A 17,458-nucleotide genomic window follows, 5' to 3' on the forward strand; every position below is an offset into this window, starting at 1 on the left:
GGTACCACCGATCACCACGAACGACGAGGAACGGACTTCATGAACGACCAGCACGACCACGGAGCACTTGGCGATGCCGAGTACGCGGAGTTCATGGAGCTCGCCGCGGAAGAGGGCTTCGACATCGAGGACGTCGAAGGTGCCCTCCAGGAGGCCGCTGCCGGTCCCCTCCCCGTCCTCGCCATCGTGGGGCGGCCGAACGTCGGCAAGTCGACCCTGGTGAACCGCATCATCGGCCGCCGCGAGGCGGTCGTAGAGGACAAGCCCGGCGTCACCCGCGACCGCGTCATGTACGAGGCCGAGTGGGCGGGCCGCCGCTTCACGGTCGTCGACACCGGCGGCTGGGAGCAGGACGTCCTCGGCATCGACGCCTCCGTCGCCGCCCAGGCCGAGTACGCCATCGAGTCCGCCGACGCCGTGGTCTTCGTCGTCGACGCCAAGGTCGGCGCCACCGACACCGACGAGGCCGTCGTACGCCTGCTGCGCAAGTCCAAGAAGCCCGTCGTGCTGTGCGCCAACAAGGTCGACGGCCAGAGCGGCGAGTCCGACGCGGCCGCCCTGTGGTCCCTGGGCCTCGGCATGCCGCACCCGGTCTCCTCGCTGCACGGCCGCGGCACCGGCGACATGCTGGACGCCGTCCTCGAGGCCCTTCCCGAGGCCCCCGAGCAGACCTTCGGCGCCGGCACCCCCATCGGCGGCCCCCGCCGCATCGCGCTCATCGGCCGCCCGAACGTGGGCAAGTCCTCGCTGCTCAACAAGGTCGCGAAGGAGGAGCGGGTCGTCGTCAACGAGCTGGCCGGCACCACCCGCGACCCGGTCGACGAGCTGATCGAGCTCGGCGGCGTCACCTGGAAGTTCGTCGACACCGCCGGCATCCGCAAGAAGGTCCACCTCCAGCAGGGCGCCGACTACTACGCCTCCCTGCGCACGGCCGCGGCCGTGGAGAAGGCCGAGGTCGCGGTCATCCTGATCGACACGACCGAGCAGATCAGCGTCCAGGACCAGCGCATCATCACCATGGCCGTCGAGTCCGGCCGCGCGATCGTGATCGCCTACAACAAGTGGGACGAGCTCGACGAGGAGCGCCGCTACTACCTCGAGCGCGAGATCGAGACCGAGATGCAGCAGGTCTCCTGGGCGCCCCGGGTGAACGTCTCGGCGCTCACCGGCCGCCACATGGAGAAGCTGGTCCCGGCGATCGAGACCGCCCTCGCGGGCTGGGAGACGCGCATCCCCACCGGCCGGCTGAACGCCTTCCTCGGTGAGGTCGTCGCCGCCCACCCGCACCCGATCCGCGGCGGCAAGCAGCCCCGCATCCTGTTCGGTACCCAGGCCGGCAGCAAGCCGCCGCGGTTCGTCCTCTTCGCGTCCGGCTTCCTGGAGCACGGCTACCGGCGCTTCATCGAGCGCCGGCTGCGCGAGGAGTTCGGCTTCGAGGGCACCCCGATCCACATCTCGGTGCGGGTGCGCGAGAAGCGCGGCGCCCAGTACAAGAAGAAGAAGTAGTACCGGGCAGGAGCAGCGGTACCGGGGTCAGTAGCCCCGGCGCGGAGCGGGCGGCAGGGCCGCCGGGATGTGCGTCATCCCGGTCTGGTGCTGCCGCCCGCCGCTGTATGCGGGGGAGGGCTCGGACGCGGTGCCCGCGTAGGAGTAGGCGGGCGGCTGCGGGCTGTACGAGGGCTGCCAGTCGTCGACGCGCTGCCACGCGGAACCGTTCCAGCCGCCGGAGTACGAGCTGCCGCCGGTGTAACCGCCCCCGTACGAGAACGCCGTGAACCCGAGGTCCTCCTCGCCCGTGCGGTCGCCGGGCAGTGCCCGGAAGGCACGCAGGTACTCCGAGTACAGCGTGTCGTAGATCGGGGTGGGCGAGACGGTGCTCGTACGGGCGGGGGCGCGGGAGGAGTCGTATGAGTGCACGTACCAGCCAACGAACGCGGTGCCCTGCGGATGCGGGGTGAACGGGGCGAAAACGCAAGAGGCCGGGGGTGCGCGGGACGGACCGCGCACCCCCGGCGCACACCGCCGGGCCCCGGGGTGAAGGGGCCGGCGGCCGTTCCGGGGCCGGTGGGCGTCAGGCCCCCGGGGTACCCGCGAGGGGCATGGAGGCGGCCACGAGCTTGCCCGCGGCGGCGGCCTTGTCCAGGGCGTCGCGCAGCAGGTCCTCGCGGGGCTGCTGGCCGATGGAGCCGACCGGGGCGGCGTAGATGAGCACGCGCTGGGTCTTGTTGACGGCGGTCCGCCAGCCGTCGGTGACCGACAGCGCCTGGTGCGCCTGCCACCAGGCGACCTGGCCGCCGTCGGTGCCCGGCTGCAGCACGGCGTGCAGCTGGCCGCCCGCGAGCAGCACGGACCAGCCGCCGAGGGCGGTGGGGAGCTCCGCGGTGTCGGTGACCGGGATGAAGCCCTGCTCGATGAGGAGCGGCAGGAAGTCGTCCCCGGGGCCGGTGGTGCCGGGGCGGGCGATCGGCGCGGTCGGCTCGACGACCAGGGCGGGGTGCAGCTCGCCGCCGATCAGGACCAGGCCGCTGGTGATGCCGAGGACGGCCTGGCCGCCGGGCACGTTCTGCGGGCCGTCACCGGGGGACGGCAGGACGGGCACGGCGGGGGCCGGGCTGTCGCCGGTGATGCTGCGGACGGCGCCCTGCAGCTGCTCCTCGGACACGGTGACGACCTGCGAGGGGATGCAGGTGGCGTGGGCGAAGGCCAGCACGGCGGTCTCCTCGCCGACGAAGAGCACCGTGCTGGTGCGGTCGCTCTCGGGGTCGCCGGGGGTGCGGCAGGAGGTGCAGTCGTAACTGCGCGGTGCGTCGTCGCCGACGAGCAGCCTCTCGGCTTCTTCGTCACCGATCTCGGCACGTACCTCATCACTGACGTCGAGCATGCGCGGCACGGGGTGGCTCCTCGGCATAGGTGCGGGCCGGGCGGATCCCGGCTCGCCGGGCTCAACGGGGGATCGGCGGCCGGGGTCACGCCATTGGAGGGAACGGAATCGAACCGGGCCCCCGGAAGAGTGAACCGTCCGACCGGGGCTTTGTTTTCGTGCGAACTCTTTTCTGGTTGTGCGCAGTTGGTGTGCGGAGATGGCCGTTTCGGGGAGGCGGTGCGGTCGGCCGACCGGGTGGGGCCCGCAGGCGCGCGGCGTGCCGGGCCGGGAGGGCGGCGGGGCCGCGCGTAGCGTGACGCGATGCCCAACCTCGGGATCCGGCGGGGCGCCGTCAGCGCCGCCGTCACCGTCACCGCTGCCGCCGTGCTGGCACTCGTACTCCCCTCCGGTGCGGCGGCAGCGGCCCCGCCGCCGCCCGCTCCGGGACCCGCGGGGGTGGCGCACCCCGGTTCGCCCGGACTGATCGGGAAGGGGCCCGGTGACTGCGGGCCGGGCGGGGAATGGCCCTGGGACTGCGTGGCCGACTGCGAGAGCAGCGGCCGCTGGGCGGTCAACACCGGCAACGGCTTCTACGGCGGGCTGCAGTTCTGGCAGCCGACGTGGGAGGAGTACGGCGGGCTGGCGTTCGCGAAGCGGGCCGACCTCGCGAGCCGCGGGCAGCAGATCCGGGTCGCGCAGGACGTCCTCGCCCGGCAGGGGTGGGACGCCTGGCCGGTGTGCTCGAAGCGGTACGGGCTGGCGGGCCGGATGCACACGGTGCGGGCCGGGGACACGCTGTACGGGATCGCCCGCCGGTACCGGGTGGCGGGGGGCTGGCAGGCGGTGTACGCGGCGAACCGGGCGGTGATCGGGGCGCGGCCGGGGGTGATCGGGATCGGGATGCTGCTGGTGGTCCCGGGGCCGGTGGCCGCGGCGCCGGTGGCTGCGGTGCCGCCGATGGCCGTCGCCCCGCCGGTGGCCGCCGCCCCGCCGATGGCGAAGCCGGCGCCGGCCGCGGTTCCGGGGGCCGCCGCCGCCCCGCGGGTCCGCCGCTGATCCCCGTCGCGCCGTGACGCGGTGCGCGGGCCGGGCTCCCTGCGTGGTGCGGCTGCGGCGCAGCCGCCGGGGCTCCGCCCCGGACCCCGCGCCTCGAACGCCGGCGGGGCTGGATTTTCCGCGGCGAGGGGTCTGGCCCCGGCGCGGTGGAGCCGGCGCGCGTTGCGGGACGGGGGGTGGGCGCTGAACCTGGAAGCGTCGAATCGTACGGCTTGGACGGTGGTGAGCCAGATGGGCCAGAGAAGACACCCGCGTGCCGCGGGGCTGGCGGCGGCCGCAGTGCTGCTGGTCGTGCCGCCCCTGGCCGGAGCCGCCTCGGCGGCGGAGGCAGGGGTGGCGGTGCCGCCGGGCGCCGCGGCCCCGGCCGTGCCCGCCGCGGACGGTCCGGCCGATCCCGCTGCGGCCAAGGCGCAGATCGAGAAGAACTGGGTCGTCTTCTTCGACCCGAAGTCCACCACGCAGGAGAAGGCCGCCGTGCTGGAGCACGGTGACTTCCTGGAGCCGGTACTGGGAGGCCTCGCGCGCCTCCCCAGCGCGGACAAGACCGCAGCGAAGGTCAAGAACATCACCTTCACCTCCCCCACCCAGGCGACCGTGACCTACGACCTGCTGGTCTCCGGTTCCCCGGCGCTGTCCGACAGCAAGGGGATCTCGGTGCTCGACGACGGGGTCTGGAAGGTCTCGCTGAAGAGCCTGTGCGGGCTGATCGAACTCAGCGGCGAGTCGGCGCCGGCGTTGCTGCCCTGCTGAAACCGGTCGTGCACGGACCGCGGGGCCCGCTGGCAGACTCTGGGCATGCTCGAGACCTCCGCACGACTGCTGCGCCTGCTGTCCCTGCTGCAGGCCCACCGCGAATGGACCGGCGCCGACCTCGCGGAGCGGCTCGGGGTGACGCCGCGGACGGTCCGGCGGGACGTGGACCGGCTGCGGGAGCTCGGGTACCCGGTGAACGCCAGCCCCGGCACCGGCGGCGGCTACCAGCTGGGCGCGGGCGCCGAGCTGCCGCCGCTGCTGCTCGACGACGACGAGGCCGTGGCGGTGGCCGTCGGGCTGCGCACCGCCGCCGGGAACGGCGTCGAGGGCATCGGGGAGGCCTCCGTACGGGCCCTGGCGAAACTGGAGCAGGTGCTGCCCTCGCGGCTGCGGCGGCGGGTCTCGGCGCTCAACGAGTTCACGGTGCCGATGCTGCGCGGCGCCGAGCGGTCCACCGTGGACCCCTCGGTGCTGGCCGGGCTCGCCGCCGTGTGCCGGGACGGCGAGCGGCTCCGTTTCGAGTACCGGGACCACGGGGGCAACGCCACCCGCCGCACGGTCGAGCCGCACCGGCTGGTGTGCACCGAGCGCCGCTGGTACCTGGTCGCCTGGGACGTGGAGCGGGAGGACTGGCGGACCTTCCGCGCCGACCGCATCGAGCCCAGGCCCCCGCACGGCCCGCGGTTCGCTCCGCGCCGGCCGCCCGCCGAGGACCTGGCCGCGTACGTCTCCCAAGGCGTGTCGCAGCGGGCGTACGCGGCCCGCGCGGTGGTGCGGCTGAAGGTGTCGGCGCAGGACGCGGCACGGATCATCGGGCCGAGCGACGGAGCCCTGGAACCGGTCGACGGGAACAGCTGTCTGCTGCGCACCGGGGCGGTGAGCCTGGACGTTCTGGTGATTCACGTCATGCTGCTCGGCTGTGAGTTCGAAGTGGTCGAGCCGCCGGAGCTGACCGACCGGATCAGGGCCGCGCGGGATCTCCTGGGACGCGCCGTCGGAGCAGGAGAAGTGAAGGAAATGTAGCGGTCCTGAGGGGCATTCGGTTGGTCTGGTCCAGGGCCGGGACCGCGGGAGTGGCGGCAATGGCCGGGGGAAATGCGTCGGCTCTCGGGAGGAATTCCGGAGGGTCTTGACGGCGGGCGTGTCGCGGACCGTAAAACAATTGGCGGTTGTAGATATTCTGTGACACAAGCGTGACCCGGGATGGACGAACGTCCGGGCGTGGCGCTGACGAACGCAGAAGGCGGGCCGGGTCTGGGACCCGGCCCGCCTTCGTGTCGCGGGGTCAAGTGGTGCGTACCGCCCCCGCGGTGGCGCTCAGCCGCCGGCGACCGGACGGGCCGCGGCGGCCGCCGTCCCGCGGGCGGGAGCCCGCTCGCCGTGGGCCGGGCGGCGGCTGCCGACCGGTGTGACGGGAGTCCGCTCGGAGCGGATCACGTGCTGCCGTCCGGACGCGTGCCCGGCAGGCCGGGGCGCCGGGGAGTGCGCGGCGACCGTGGCGGCCGCTGCCGCGACGGCGGGCTGCGGGACGGGTGCCGGGGCCGGCTCCCCGGCCGGGTCGCCGCCGGCCCGCAGCTGCCACTTGCCGCCCGCGGAGAGCAGCGGGGTGAGCGCGGTGACGACCGGCGCGGGCATCCGTCCGGTCTCCGCGCGGCGGCGCAGCAGCTCGCGCAGCTCGAAGACGTAGGCCTCGGACCGGGCGATCAGCGGCTCGAACCAGGGGAGGGCCAGCAGGATCAGCAGACCCGCGGACCAGCCGAGCAGGACGTCGCTGACCCAGTGGGTGCCGAGGTACACGGTGGTGGCGCCCACGCTCAGCGAGACGACCGCGGAGACCACGGACAGCACCCGCCGGGTGACCACGGTGGAGGCCAGGTAGGCCAGGATTCCCCAGGTCACAACGGCGTTGGCGGTGTGGCCGGAAGGGAATATATCGCCGCCCGCGAAGAGCTCGGCCGAGCCGATCTCCGTGGCGTAGTGCGGACCGAGCCGGCCGAGACCGAGCTTCACGGCCCCGACGGTGATGTTGAGGAGGAGCAGGGCCACGCCGAGGGCGATCAGGGGGCGGAGGGTGTGCTGCCGCCAGGAGCGCCAGCCGAGCCAGGCGGCGACCATGACCGCGGTGGGCCCGCGCTGGCCGAGCACGACGAGGTAGTCGAGGAACGCGTGCACCTGCGGCCACTGTTCGTAGGGCCGGAAGAACATGACCTGCCAGTCCAGGCGGACGAGCCAGGACGTGGTCAGTACGGCCACGACGATCGCGAGGTAGAAGGCGAGGGTCGATCCGAGGAGTACGACGCGGTGCCGGCTCATCTGCGGGGTTTGCAGATGAGCCGGTCGCTCTGGTTCCCGGTCCAGCCGGGCGAACACCCGCTCCAGACGGGTCAGGATTTGATCGGTACGCACTCAATCGACGTTACCGTCCGCCGATGCTCAAGCCGGGCGAATCGCGGGCTTTGTGATGACCATGTGATGTGGAGTTGGTCTCACGCGAGACTTAATTCCGGTTATTTCGGCAGCGGTTGAGGAGGTCTTGATCGGCCGTTCCGGTAATTGTTTCCCGTGCTTATCCAGGCTTTATGTCGGTGAGTCGTTTTCATTTCTACGGAGGTCCCGAGCCGTTCAGCCAGAACGCCCCGTACGCCGCCGAGACCAGGGCCGCCGCGCCCAGGACCGCGGAGGCCCGCACGGTCCGCCACCGGGCCAGGGCCAGGGCCACGGGCAGCAGCAGCGGGAAGGCCGGGAGCAGCAGCCTGGGCTTGGAGCCGAAGTACCCGGAGGCGCACAGCGCGAGCGCCACGACGATCCCGCAGTACACGAGCAGCGGCGCCGGCTGCCGCTGGCGCACGCACTTCGCGTACAGCCACAGCACCAGCACGACGCCCGCGATCAGCCCCACCCCGGCGGGGAAGGCGGACGAGGCCAGCTTCCCGCCGATGAACCGGGCGAAGGCCCAGCCGCCGTCGAAGCCGTTGCCCCAGCCGCCCTGCACGTCCAGGTACCCGAGCAGCCCGCCGCCGGTGCGCGCCCCGACCCACAGCACGTACGCCGCCGCGCCCGCGGGGGCGAGCAGCGCACCCGCCGCCATCCGCCGGGAGCGTTCCCCGCGCCGCCGGGCCAGTAGGACGGCCACCCACACCGCCGCGACCACCGCGGCCCCGACCGGGCGGGTCAGCCCGGCCGCCGCGGCGAGCAGCCCCGCCGTCAGCCACCGGCCGCGCAGGGCGCCGTACAGGGCCCAGGCCGCCAGCGCGGTGAAGAGCGACTCGCTGTACGCCATCGACTGCACGATCCCGACGGGCAGCGCCGCCCAGACCCCGGCGGCGAACACCCCGGCGCGGCGGCCGTGGACCAGGTCGGCCACCGCGAAGATCCCCCAGGCCGCCGCGAGTCCCGCGGCCACCGACACCACCAGGCCCGCGGAGCCGTACGACAGCCCCGTCGGTGCCGACGCCAGCCGCTCCAGCCAGGGCAGCAACGGGAAGAACGCCAGGTTCGAGTGGACGTCCCCGTTGGGGAGGGCCACCTCGTACCCGTACCCCTCCGCGGCGATGCGGGCGTACCAGAGCGAGTCCCAGCGGGCGGACAGCAGCGTGTGCGGGCTGCTGCCGGCCGCCGCGCACCACACCGCGAGCACGGCCAGCCCGAGCAGCCGGACGGCCGCGAAGACGGCGAGTGCGGGCGCGGCCCGGCGAAATCCAAGATCCTTCACGGGCATGATTATCGGTGGCGGCGGCCGGTGACCCGGGTCGCAGGCCCGGCCGCGGATCCGGCGGGAACTGCGGACCGTGAGCGCGCGTGTACGCGGGGGAGGCTCGGGGTGGACGGGAGTGGCGCACGCCACACGGAGGGCGCCGTCGGGATGAGAGCTTGGCCACGTGCCCTGCAGGCGAACTCGCGTACGCTGATCGTTCACTCGCGTGTCGATGCCGGACCCCGTTGGACGCCGCACAGCGCACCACCCCCCGTGGCTCCACAAGACGCTGGTCCGCCGAGCCCGAGGGATCACCTGGGAGGTACATGCATGTCGGGGACGAACGCGGCCGGGGTCGAGGCCCCTTCCCCCTGGCAGCGGCTCTGCGCCGCCTCCGGCGGAACCAACCGCTGGGTCGTCCTGGCGGTCCTCTGCGTCAGCCTGGTCCTCGTCGCGCTCGACGCGACGATCCTGCACGTCGCGGTGCCCTCCGTCACCGAGGACCTGCGCCCCGGCTCCATCGAGCTCCTCTGGATCGTCGACGCCTACCCGCTGGTCTGCGCCGCGCTCCTGATCCTCTTCGGCACCCTCGGCGACCGGGTCGGCCGCCGCCGGATCCTCCTCCTCGGCTACGGACTCTTCGGCGTGGCCTCCGCCATAGCCGCCCTCGCCGACAACGCCCAGGTGCTCATCGCCGCGCGCGCCCTGCTCGGCATCGGCGGGGCGATGATCATGCCCGCCACCCTGTCGATACTCCGCCAGGTCTTCCCCGACCGGCGCGAGCGGGCCCTGGCCATCGGCATCTGGACCGCCGTCGCCGCGATAGGCGCGGCCAGCGGGCCGGTGCTCGGCGGATTCCTCGTCCAGCACTACTGGTGGGGTTCCGTCTTCCTCATCAACATCCCGCTCATGGCGCTGATCCTGCCGCTCGGACGCTGGCTGCTGCCGGAGTCGCGCGGGGCGGCGGACGGGCCGTGGGACGTGCTGGGCGCACTGATGGCCGCCGCCGGAGTGCTCGGCGCGGTGCTCGGGATCAAGCGGCTCGGTGCGGAGCGGCACCTGCTCGACCCGTACGCGCTGGTCCCGCTCGCGATCGGCGTGGTGCTGCTCGTGCTCTTCGTACGGCGGCAGAAGCGGCGTGAGCACCCGCTGATCGACATGCGGATGTTCTCCCGGGCCGCCTTCTCTACCTCCGTCGGCTGCATCGTGCTGGCCATGCTGGCGCTGGTCGGCCTGGAGCTGATCGCCGTGCAGTACCTCCAGCTGGTGCTGGACCTGAGCCCGCTCGAGACCGGCCTGCGGCTGCTGCCGCTCACCTTCGCGGCCATGGCCGCGGGCGCCACCGGCTCGTACACGCTGTCCCGGATCGGGCCGCGCACGATGGTGTCCCTGGGCTTCGTGCTCACCGCCCTCGCCGTCTTGCTGCTGACGCTGATGGGGCAGGACGACCGGCCGGTGCTGCTGACGGTGGGCTTCGTGCTGCTGGGCTTCGGGCTGCAGACCACGCTGTTCGCGGCGTACGAGTCGATGCTGAGCGAGGCCCCGGCGGCGACGGCCGGCGGCGCGGCCTCGATCGGCGAGACCTCGTACCAGCTCGGCGCGGGCATGGGCATCGCGCTGCTGGGCAGCGTGATGAACGCGGCGTACCGGCCGGGGCTGGCGGACGTGCCGGGGGTCGCGGCGGCGGACTCGGCGGGCGCGGCCAACTCCCTGGGCGAGGCCTACCAGATCGCCGCGCACATCGGGGGGCCGGCGGGGGCCTCGCTGCACGCGGCGGCGCGGCACTCGTTCGTGCACGGGCTGCACGTCACCCTCGTGGTGAGCGCGGGGCTGTTGTTCGCGGGGGCCGTGATGGCGCTGAAGCTGCCGAAGGTCATGGAATGCGGGGTGCCGTCCGGCGGTGAGCCGGAGCCGGAGGCTGCGCTGCCGTCGCAGGCGTCGGTCCCCGAGGCCCGGGTCGCCGTGCCGGCGCAGGCGAAGGCCGAGCCGTGCCCGTCCCCGGTGGAGCAGGCTGGCTGAGCCGTCGGCTGCGCCGCCGCCGGGGCTCAGCCCCGGACCCCGCGCCTCAAACGCCGACGGGGCCGGATCGGCCGGTCGGGGCTGGATCGGCTGGGAAGGGCTGGATCGGCCGGTCCGGGCTGGATCGGCCGGGAAGGGCTGGATCGGCCGGGAAGGGCTGGATTTTGTGCCCATGGGGTCGCTAGCGTCAGCGGCGCGGTGCAAAAACTTGCGCTGCTAGGTTCTGTCGGCCGGGCCGGCCGCGACGCGGCCCCCGGCACCACGCGGCCCTCGGGCCGCCCAGGCCGCCGGGAGGCCCCGTGTCCTTCGTACCCACCGATCCGCTCGGGCTCGACGAGCTCCTCGGGCCCGAGGACCTCGCCATCCGGGACACCGTCCGCGGCTGGGCCGCCGACCGGGTGCTGCCGTACATCGCCCAGTGGTACGAGAGCGGTGAGCTGCCCGCGATCCGGGAGCTGGCGCGGGAGCTCGGTTCCATCGGGGCGCTCGGGATGTCCCTCACCGGCTACGGGTGCGCGGGGGCCAGCGCCGTGCAGTACGGGCTCGCCTGCCTGGAGCTGGAGGCCGCCGACTCCGGGATCCGGTCGCTGGTCTCCGTGCAGGGCTCGCTGGCCATGTACGCGATCTGGAAGTACGGCTCCGAGGAGCAGAAGCAGCAGTGGCTGCCCGGCATGGCGGCAGGTGAGCTGATCGGCTGCTTCGGGCTGACCGAGCCCGACGTCGGGTCCGATCCCGCCGCGATGCGGACCCACGCGAAGCGCGACGGCACCGACTGGGTGCTGAACGGCCGCAAGATGTGGATCACCAACGGGTCCGTGGCCGCGGTCGCCGTGGTGTGGGCGCAGACGGACGAGGGGATCCGCGGGTTCGCGGTGCCCACCGGCACCCCGGGGTTCTCCGCGCCGGAGATCAAGCACAAGTGGTCCCTGCGGGCGTCCGTGACGAGCGAGCTGGTCATGGACGACGTACGGCTGCCCGCGGATGCGGTGCTGCCGGGCGTGACCGGGCTCAAGGGTCCGCTCGGCTGCCTCAGCCACGCGCGGTACGGGATCATCTGGGGATCCATGGGCGCGGCGCGCGCCAGCTTCGAGTCCGCGCTCGACTACGCCAGGACGCGGGAGCAGTTCGGGAAGCCGATCGGGGGCTTCCAGCTCACCCAGGCCAAGCTCGCGGACATGGCCCTCGAACTCCACAAGGGCATCCTGCTCGCCCACCACCTGGGCCGGCGGATGGACGCGGGCACCCTGCGGCCGGAGCAGATCAGCTTCGGCAAGCTCAACAACGTCCGCGAGGCCATCGATATCTGTCGCACCGCGCGGACCATCCTCGGTGCCAACGGGATCTCCCTCGAATACCCCGTCATGCGGCACGCCACCAACCTCGAATCGGTCCTCACCTACGAGGGCACCGTCGAGATGCACCAACTGGTGCTGGGCAAGGCGCTCACCGGGCTCGACGCCTTCCGGTGAGGGCCCCGCCTAGCTCTGGTTGAAGAAGTCGCGTGAGCGGCCGCCGGGCTCGCCGTTCACGATCTGGGTGTCGGCCGGGGTCAGCAGGAAGACCCTGGTCGCCACCCGCTCGATGGATCCGCGCAGCCCGAAGGTCAGTCCGGCCGCGAAATCGACGACGCGCTTCGCGTCGCCCGGGTCCATCGAGGACAGGTTCACGATGACGGGGACGCCGTCGCGGAACAGCTCGCCGATGCCGCGCGCGTCACGGAAGCCGTCCGGGGTGACCGTCGCGATCCGCCGGCCGTGCTCCACCGCCGACTCCGAAGCCACCTTGACCCGGGGGTCGGTGACCCACGCGTCACCGGGGCCGGACACCGCACCGTTCTGGCGCTCCACCGCCTCCGCGTAGTCGTCGTCGTAGTAGCGCTCGTCGTCGCTGTCCTCCACGAGACCCAGCCAAGCACTCGCCTTGCGCACCGAACCCATGGACTGCCTCCTTTCATCGCGGTCAGTCTGTCTCTTCGCCGCTGCCCCTATGCTCGTCCATGATGCTGACAACGCGCCAAGTGGATAGTCGCCGCGCAGGGGTTTCGTGACGGTACTGGTGCAGAACATCCGTTGCACGGTCAAGGATCCTGGCAGCTACCACTGCTGTCTGAGTGAAAATACGACTGCTACCTCCGAATGGGTGAGCGATTGCGGCGTACGGGTGACAGCCAGGGCTCGGTACGATGCCCCGCAGGCACGCGTACGACTCACGGGGGAAGCAGTTTGTTCGGCATCGTCAGACCTTGCACGCACCGGCTCGGAGAGCGGTTCAAGGCGGAGTGGATGGCCCATCTCTGCGGGCTCTGCCTGGCACTTCGGGGTGACCACGGCCAGTTCGCGAGGATCGTCACCAACTACGACGGCCTGCTCGTCTCCGTTCTGACGGATGCTCAGTCCGGTCCGGCGGCCGGCTCCCGGCGCACCGCGGGCCCCTGCCCCCTGCGCGGGATGCGCACCGCCTCCGTGGCCAACGGCGAGGGCGCGCGGCTCGCCGCGGCCGTCTCGCTCGTCCTGGCCTCGGCGAAGGTACGGGACCACGTGGCGGACCGGGACGGGCTGTTGGCCCGCGCCCCGATAGCCATGGCGGCCCGCAAGGTCGCCCGCGGCTGGGACCGGGCCGGCGCCCGGACCGGGGCCTCGCTCGGCTTCGACACGGCCGTGCTCGTCGACGCCGTGGACCGGCAGGCGGGCATCGAGACGCTGGCGGGCCTCGGCACGCCGGTGCTCGTCGTGACCGAGCCGACGGAGACCGCGACGGCCGCCGCCTTCGCCCATACCGCCCAGCTCGCCGGACGGCCAGGCAACGCTCCCGCGCTCGCCGAGGCGGGCCGGTACTTCGGACGGCTCGCGCACCTGCTCGACGCGGTGGAGGACCAGGCCGCGGACGCCGCGGCGGGCGCCTGGAACCCGCTCACGGCCACCGGTACCTCGCTCACCGAGGCCCGCAGACTCTGCGACGACGCACTGCACGGCATCCGGCTCTCACTGCGCGAGGTCGAGTTCACGGACGCGGGGCTCGCCCACCGGCTGCTGGTGCACGAGCTGCGCACCTCGGTGGACCGGGCCTTCGGCACGAGCAGCTGCGGGCACGGGCACGCCGCGACGAACTCCGCCGGACAGGGCGGCGGGCCGTACGCCGCGAACCCGTACGCGGGCAGCCCCCAGTCCGGCGGCGCGCCGTACGGCTCGGCCCCCTACGGCTCCAACCCGTACGCCCCCGGCGGTCCCGGCACCGCCCCGCCCATGGGGCCGGGCGGCCCCGGCTGGGGCGGCGGCGGGCACGGCGGTGGCGGCGGCGGGCTGCCCCCGCAGCGGCCGCGGCGCGGGCTCCTCGCCGGCTGCGCGGTGGCCATCGGGCTGTTCTGCACGTGCCAGCTGTGCTGCACCGAGCACGAGGGTCCGTGGTCCCGGGAGAAGAAGGACCCCTGGTGCGACGGCTGCGATGGATGCGACGGCTGTGACTGCTGCTGCAACTGCGACGGCTGCTGCTGCGACGGCTGCGACTGCGGCTGCGACTGCTGAGTCCTCCTCGGTCCGCGCTCCCTCGGGCTGAGTCCTCCCCGGGCCGGGGCTCCCTCGGGACGAGGCCCCCTCGGGCCCCGGCTTCCTCGGGCTGAGGAGCCGTCAGGGCCCGGCCCCTTTCACGGACGTGCAGGTCCGGACGGCGTACCGCGGGTTCACCCGGGGTTTCCGTCCGGACCGGCGTGGAAGGGTTGAGCGGCATGAGCGATGACGCAAATGATCCGCACGCCGCCTGGTACGCCTGGCACGAGCATCGGGTGGCCACCGTGTCGGCCCCTTACGGTCCCCTCGCGCTGATCGGGACCCATTGGCTCGCCGATTACCCGGAAGGTCGAATTCCGGCCGTTCCGGGGCAGTGGCGCACGGCCGCCGGCGGAGTGGAGCTGACGGCCGTGCCCGGGGATTCCCTTCAGCTCGACGGCGAGCCCTTCACCGGTGACGCGGTACTCATCGCAGACGAGGGCCCGCCCTCGCGCTCCCGGCTCACCGCCGGGGACAGGCGCCTCGTGGTGGTCCGCCGCGAAGGGGAGTGGGCGGTACGCGTCTTCGACCCCGGCTCCGAGGCCCGCCGCGCCTTCGGCGGGATCGAGGCGACCCCGTACGATCCCGCATTCGCCCTGCCCGGGCGGTTCAAGCCGTACGGCGAGCAGCGGACCGTCCAGGTCGACAACGTCGACGGGCGGGCGCGCGGACTCGGCATCGGCGGCGAGCTGACCTTCCGCTTCGGCGGCGTCGAGCACAGCCTCCAGGTCGCCGTCGACGAGGACGACGGCAGCCTCTGGGCCGTCTTCGGCGATGCCACCAGCGGTCGCTCCAGCTACCGGTTCCGTTTCCTGAAGCCGGGCGTGCCGGGGGAGGACGGCTCGATCACGGTCGACCTGAACCGGGCCCTGCTGCCGCCCTGCGCCTTCGCGGACCACTTCATCTGCCCCTTCCCACCCCCCGGGAACACGCTGCCCTTCGAGGTGGCGGCCGGCGAGCGGCGGCTGAAAGGCGCCCTTGCGACCGGTATCTGACGACAGGACACTCCCGACAGCGCTTGTCAGGGGCACGGCCAAAATGCACGCGCCGGTCATGCCCCCGACTGCGCCTCACGGGCGCCGGCACCCCCACAGCCGCCGGGCCCCCGAACCCTCTCCAGGAGGACGAGAAGTGAGGATCAAGCGCATCACCCGTACCAGGCTCCTCGCGGTGGCCACCGGCCTGGCCGCCGTCGCAGCGCTCGCGGCCCCCACTGTGGCGAGCGCGGAAGCCGTCAAGGACGGCAAGGACACAGGCTTCAGCGAGGCGCGCCTCGCCTCCGTCGGTGCATCCGTGCTGCGCGCCGACGTCGCCGGCACCGCCTGGTACACCGACACCGCCACCGGCACCCTGGTGGTCTCCGCCGACTCCACGGTCTCCGCCGCCGACATCGCCAGAATCAAGCGCGAGGCCGGAGCCGACGCCGGCGCCCTGCGCATCGAGCGCACCCCCGGCAAACTGTCGAAGCTGATCTCCGGCGGCGACGCGATCTACGCGTCCAGCTGGCGCTGCTCGCTGGGCTTCAACGTGCGCAGCGGCACCACGTACTACATCCTCACCGCCGGGCACTGCACCGACGGCGCGGGCACCTGGTGGACCAACTCCTCCCACACCACCACGATCGGCCCGACGGTCGGCTCCAGCTTCCCCACCAACGACTACGGACTGATCCGCTACGACAACACCTCGCTCGCCCACCCGGGCACGGTCGGCAGCCAGGACATCACCAGCGCCGTCAACGCCACCGTCGGCATGTCCGTGACCCGGCGCGGCTCCACCACCGGCATCCACAGCGGCTCGGTGACCGGACTCAACGCCACCGTCAACTACGGCGGCGGCGACATCGTCTACGGCATGATCAAGACCAACGTCTGCGCCGAGCCCGGCGACAGCGGCGGCCCGCTCTACTCGGGCACCCGCGCCGTCGGCCTCACCTCCGGAGGCAGCGGCAACTGCTCCTCGGGCGGCACCACCTACTTCCAGCCCGTGGTCGAGGCCCTCAACGCCTACGGGGTCAGCGTCTACTGACGCGTGACCCACGCGCCCCCGCCGCACCCCTGGACGTCCTCCCGCCTTCTGGGAGGATGTCCAGGGTGTCCGTGTCCACGGGGGAGGCAGGGTTCCGAATGAAGCGAATCGGCGTGACCGGGCACCGGTCCATCCCGGACGAGGTGCTCGCCCACGTGGAGAGCGGCCTGCGTGCCGTACTGGGCGGCCACGAAGGGCCGCTGGAGGCCCTCTCCAGCCTCGCCGAGGGAGCGGACCAGCTGTTCGCCGCCATCGCGCTGGAATACGGCGCAGGGCTCACCGTGGTCATCCCCAGCGGGGACTACGAGGACGCCTTCGAGGACACCGAGTCCCTCGCCCGCTACCGCGGCCTCAAGCGGCGGGCCACGCAGGAGGTCCGGATGGACTTCGCCCGCTCCACCGACGAGGCCTACTACGCCGCCGGCACCTACATCGCCGACTCCTGCGACCGGCTCGTCGCCGTCTGGGACGGACTGCCCGCGCGCGGGCACGGCGGCACCGCCGAGATCGTCGCCTACGCCCGCTCCCTGGGCAAGCCGGTCACCGTGATCTGGCGGGCGGGCGTGACCCGGGACTGAGCCCGCGGGCCCCCGCACGCCCACCTCAACTGCTGTGCCGGGCGAGCCAGTCCGTGTGCTGCGGGGAGACGTACCGCTCGGTCTCGTACACCGCCGAAGGCCACTGCGACTCGGTGATGGTGGTCTGCATCACGACCATCATCGCCGCCAGGTCCTGCTCGATCAGGGTGTGCGCCTCGATCAGCGGATGGTGGCGGCGCACCTCGTTCCACGCGATGCCGGCCGCCGCCGCCGCGCTCAGCAGCCCGGTCAGCTTCGGCCCCGGCCCCGAGCCGAGCGCCCCGAACAGGGCGAACAGCAGGGCCAGACAGGTCAGCAGCACGATCGTCCACGACCACAGGGCCGTCGCACGCCGGGACACCTCCGTCTTGCGCCGGTACCAGTTGCGCTGCTCGATCAGCCGGTCCCGGACGTACGTCTCCCGCCGCACCTGGTACTCGAGGCCGCGCAGCCGGAACATCGCTCCGGTGATCTCCCCGCCCTCCGGGACCGCCCCGGAGCTCCGCGGATCGTCCCAGCCCATCTTCTTCAGCTCGTCCAGCCCCGCCTCCAGCCGCGCCCGGTACGTGGCCTCGGCGCCCGCCGCATCGCTGCCGAACGGCGCCCCGTGCACGGCGTACCGCCAGGCCAGGGACTTGATGAACTCGGCGGCGCTCCGGTTGAGCTGCCACTGCGGACGGGCCCGGCGCCTCGTCGCCCGTACGCCCACGCCCAGCACCCCGGCGTACGCGAGCACGCTCACCAGCCCGAACAGGTACACCGAGCCCAGCCTGGGGCCCGTGGGCAGGGCCGCGGCCGCCGCGGCCGCGACGAGGAGCAGCAGCTGGGCGCGCGTCGCCTGGGTGGATTCGCGCTGCCGGGAGATCGCCGCCTGGTCGGTGTGGTGGAAGAGGGCCGGCAGGTCCTCGTTTCGAAAGGTCATGCT

General features: G+C 73.0%; 16 protein-coding genes. 10 read left to right on the plus strand and 6 right to left on the minus strand.

Going from position 1 to position 17,458, the window contains the following annotated elements; genetic code table 11:
- Nucleotides 1–39 precede the first annotated feature (39 nt).
- Nucleotides 40–1,506, plus strand: coding sequence for a ribosome biogenesis GTPase Der (gene der, locus ACIGFK_RS30025; protein WP_376660648.1), 1,467 nt, complete (start codon nucleotides 40–42; stop codon nucleotides 1,504–1,506).
- A 27-nt stretch (nucleotides 1,507–1,533) separates the two neighbouring features.
- Here der and ACIGFK_RS30030 read toward each other — a convergent pair whose 3' ends face one another.
- Nucleotides 1,534–1,917, minus strand: coding sequence for a hypothetical protein (locus ACIGFK_RS30030; protein ID WP_386465655.1), 384 nt, complete (start codon nucleotides 1,915–1,917; stop codon nucleotides 1,534–1,536).
- A gap of 154 nt (nucleotides 1,918–2,071) precedes the next feature.
- Nucleotides 2,072–2,890, minus strand: a complete 819-nt coding sequence (locus ACIGFK_RS30035; RefSeq protein WP_376660650.1) for a hypothetical protein — start codon at nucleotides 2,888–2,890, stop codon at nucleotides 2,072–2,074.
- Between the two features lie 294 nt (nucleotides 2,891–3,184).
- Between ACIGFK_RS30035 and ACIGFK_RS30040 the strand changes: the two genes are divergently transcribed.
- The 3 genes from ACIGFK_RS30040 (at nucleotide 3,185) to ACIGFK_RS30050 (ending at nucleotide 5,695) form a co-directional block, all read left to right on the plus strand.
- Nucleotides 3,185–3,919, plus strand: coding sequence for a transglycosylase family protein (locus ACIGFK_RS30040; protein ID WP_400054331.1), 735 nt, complete (start codon nucleotides 3,185–3,187; stop codon nucleotides 3,917–3,919).
- Between the two features lie 231 nt (nucleotides 3,920–4,150).
- On the plus strand, nucleotides 4,151–4,669 hold the full coding sequence (locus tag ACIGFK_RS30045) for a hypothetical protein (RefSeq protein WP_376660088.1): 519 nt from the start codon (nucleotides 4,151–4,153) through the stop codon (nucleotides 4,667–4,669).
- 45 nt (nucleotides 4,670–4,714) lie between these two features.
- Nucleotides 4,715–5,695 (plus strand): helix-turn-helix transcriptional regulator, encoded by a 981-nt coding sequence (locus ACIGFK_RS30050; RefSeq protein ID WP_376660087.1) that lies wholly within the window; start codon nucleotides 4,715–4,717, stop codon nucleotides 5,693–5,695.
- A gap of 294 nt (nucleotides 5,696–5,989) precedes the next feature.
- On the opposite strand, the gene ACIGFK_RS30055 is transcribed toward ACIGFK_RS30050, so the two are convergent.
- Nucleotides 5,990–7,078, minus strand: a complete 1,089-nt coding sequence (locus ACIGFK_RS30055; protein ID WP_376660086.1) for a phosphatase PAP2 family protein — start codon at nucleotides 7,076–7,078, stop codon at nucleotides 5,990–5,992.
- A 196-nt stretch (nucleotides 7,079–7,274) separates the two neighbouring features.
- Nucleotides 7,275–8,390: a hypothetical protein gene (locus ACIGFK_RS30060; RefSeq protein ID WP_400054334.1), complete on the minus strand. Its 1,116-nt coding sequence runs from the start codon at nucleotides 8,388–8,390 to the stop codon at nucleotides 7,275–7,277.
- A 306-nt stretch (nucleotides 8,391–8,696) separates the two neighbouring features.
- Between ACIGFK_RS30060 and ACIGFK_RS30065 the strand changes: the two genes are divergently transcribed.
- Both ACIGFK_RS30065 and ACIGFK_RS30070 read left to right on the plus strand, forming a co-directional pair.
- Nucleotides 8,697–10,385, plus strand: a complete 1,689-nt coding sequence (locus ACIGFK_RS30065; RefSeq protein WP_376660084.1) for an MFS transporter — start codon at nucleotides 8,697–8,699, stop codon at nucleotides 10,383–10,385.
- A 299-nt stretch (nucleotides 10,386–10,684) separates the two neighbouring features.
- Nucleotides 10,685–11,854 carry an acyl-CoA dehydrogenase family protein gene (locus ACIGFK_RS30070; RefSeq protein ID WP_400054336.1) on the plus strand — a complete coding sequence of 390 codons (1,170 nt, stop codon included), beginning with the start codon at nucleotides 10,685–10,687 and terminating at the stop codon, nucleotides 11,852–11,854.
- A 9-nt stretch (nucleotides 11,855–11,863) separates the two neighbouring features.
- Here ACIGFK_RS30070 and ACIGFK_RS30075 read toward each other — a convergent pair whose 3' ends face one another.
- Nucleotides 11,864–12,322: a cell division protein SepF gene (locus tag ACIGFK_RS30075; RefSeq protein WP_376660082.1), complete on the minus strand. Its 459-nt coding sequence runs from the start codon at nucleotides 12,320–12,322 to the stop codon at nucleotides 11,864–11,866.
- A gap of 285 nt (nucleotides 12,323–12,607) precedes the next feature.
- Here ACIGFK_RS30075 and ACIGFK_RS30080 point away from each other — a divergent pair, with 285 nt between their 5' ends.
- The 4 genes from ACIGFK_RS30080 to ACIGFK_RS30095 all read left to right on the plus strand — a co-directional run bounded on the left by ACIGFK_RS30080 (nucleotide 12,608) and on the right by ACIGFK_RS30095 (nucleotide 16,533).
- Nucleotides 12,608–13,906 carry a DUF5685 family protein gene (locus tag ACIGFK_RS30080; RefSeq protein ID WP_376660081.1) on the plus strand — a complete coding sequence of 433 codons (1,299 nt, stop codon included), beginning with the start codon at nucleotides 12,608–12,610 and terminating at the stop codon, nucleotides 13,904–13,906.
- Nucleotides 13,907–14,106: 200 nt separating this feature from the next.
- Nucleotides 14,107–14,922 carry a DUF1684 domain-containing protein gene (locus ACIGFK_RS30085; protein WP_400054339.1) on the plus strand — a complete coding sequence of 272 codons (816 nt, stop codon included), beginning with the start codon at nucleotides 14,107–14,109 and terminating at the stop codon, nucleotides 14,920–14,922.
- 136 nt (nucleotides 14,923–15,058) lie between these two features.
- On the plus strand, nucleotides 15,059–15,955 hold the full coding sequence (locus ACIGFK_RS30090) for a S1 family peptidase (RefSeq protein ID WP_376660079.1): 897 nt from the start codon (nucleotides 15,059–15,061) through the stop codon (nucleotides 15,953–15,955).
- Nucleotides 15,956–16,053: 98 nt separating this feature from the next.
- Nucleotides 16,054–16,533 (plus strand): hypothetical protein, encoded by a 480-nt coding sequence (locus tag ACIGFK_RS30095; protein ID WP_376660078.1) that lies wholly within the window; start codon nucleotides 16,054–16,056, stop codon nucleotides 16,531–16,533.
- Nucleotides 16,534–16,558: 25 nt separating this feature from the next.
- Here the strand turns inward: ACIGFK_RS30095 and ACIGFK_RS30100 are convergent, their stop codons facing one another.
- The gene (locus ACIGFK_RS30100; RefSeq protein WP_376660077.1) at nucleotides 16,559–17,455 is read right to left on the minus strand and encodes a DUF4231 domain-containing protein; all 897 of its coding nucleotides are present in this window, start codon (nucleotides 17,453–17,455) and stop codon (nucleotides 16,559–16,561) included.
- Between the last annotated feature and the right edge of the window lie 3 nt (nucleotides 17,456–17,458).

The organism is Streptomyces sp. NPDC085524, assembly GCF_044541755.1.
Classification (GTDB): Bacteria; Actinomycetota; Actinomycetes; order Streptomycetales; family Streptomycetaceae; genus Streptomyces.

Excerpts from the sequence above, each read along its gene's own strand:
- der (WP_376660648.1), top strand. The coding sequence starts at position 40 with ATGAACGACCAGCACGACCACGGAGCACTTGGCGATGCCGAGTACGCG.
- ACIGFK_RS30040 (WP_400054331.1), top strand. The coding sequence starts at position 3,185 with ATGCCCAACCTCGGGATCCGGCGGGGCGCCGTCAGCGCCGCCGTCACC.
- ACIGFK_RS30045 (WP_376660088.1), top strand. The coding sequence starts at position 4,151 with ATGGGCCAGAGAAGACACCCGCGTGCCGCGGGGCTGGCGGCGGCCGCA.
- ACIGFK_RS30050 (WP_376660087.1), top strand. The coding sequence starts at position 4,715 with ATGCTCGAGACCTCCGCACGACTGCTGCGCCTGCTGTCCCTGCTGCAG.
- ACIGFK_RS30060 (WP_400054334.1), bottom strand. The coding sequence starts at position 8,390 with ATGCCCGTGAAGGATCTTGGATTTCGCCGGGCCGCGCCCGCACTCGCC.
- ACIGFK_RS30065 (WP_376660084.1), top strand. The coding sequence starts at position 8,697 with ATGTCGGGGACGAACGCGGCCGGGGTCGAGGCCCCTTCCCCCTGGCAG.
- ACIGFK_RS30075 (WP_376660082.1), bottom strand. The coding sequence starts at position 12,322 with ATGGGTTCGGTGCGCAAGGCGAGTGCTTGGCTGGGTCTCGTGGAGGAC.
- ACIGFK_RS30085 (WP_400054339.1), top strand. The coding sequence starts at position 14,107 with ATGAGCGATGACGCAAATGATCCGCACGCCGCCTGGTACGCCTGGCAC.
- ACIGFK_RS30095 (WP_376660078.1), top strand. The coding sequence starts at position 16,054 with ATGAAGCGAATCGGCGTGACCGGGCACCGGTCCATCCCGGACGAGGTG.
- ACIGFK_RS30100 (WP_376660077.1), bottom strand. The coding sequence starts at position 17,455 with ATGACCTTTCGAAACGAGGACCTGCCGGCCCTCTTCCACCACACCGAC.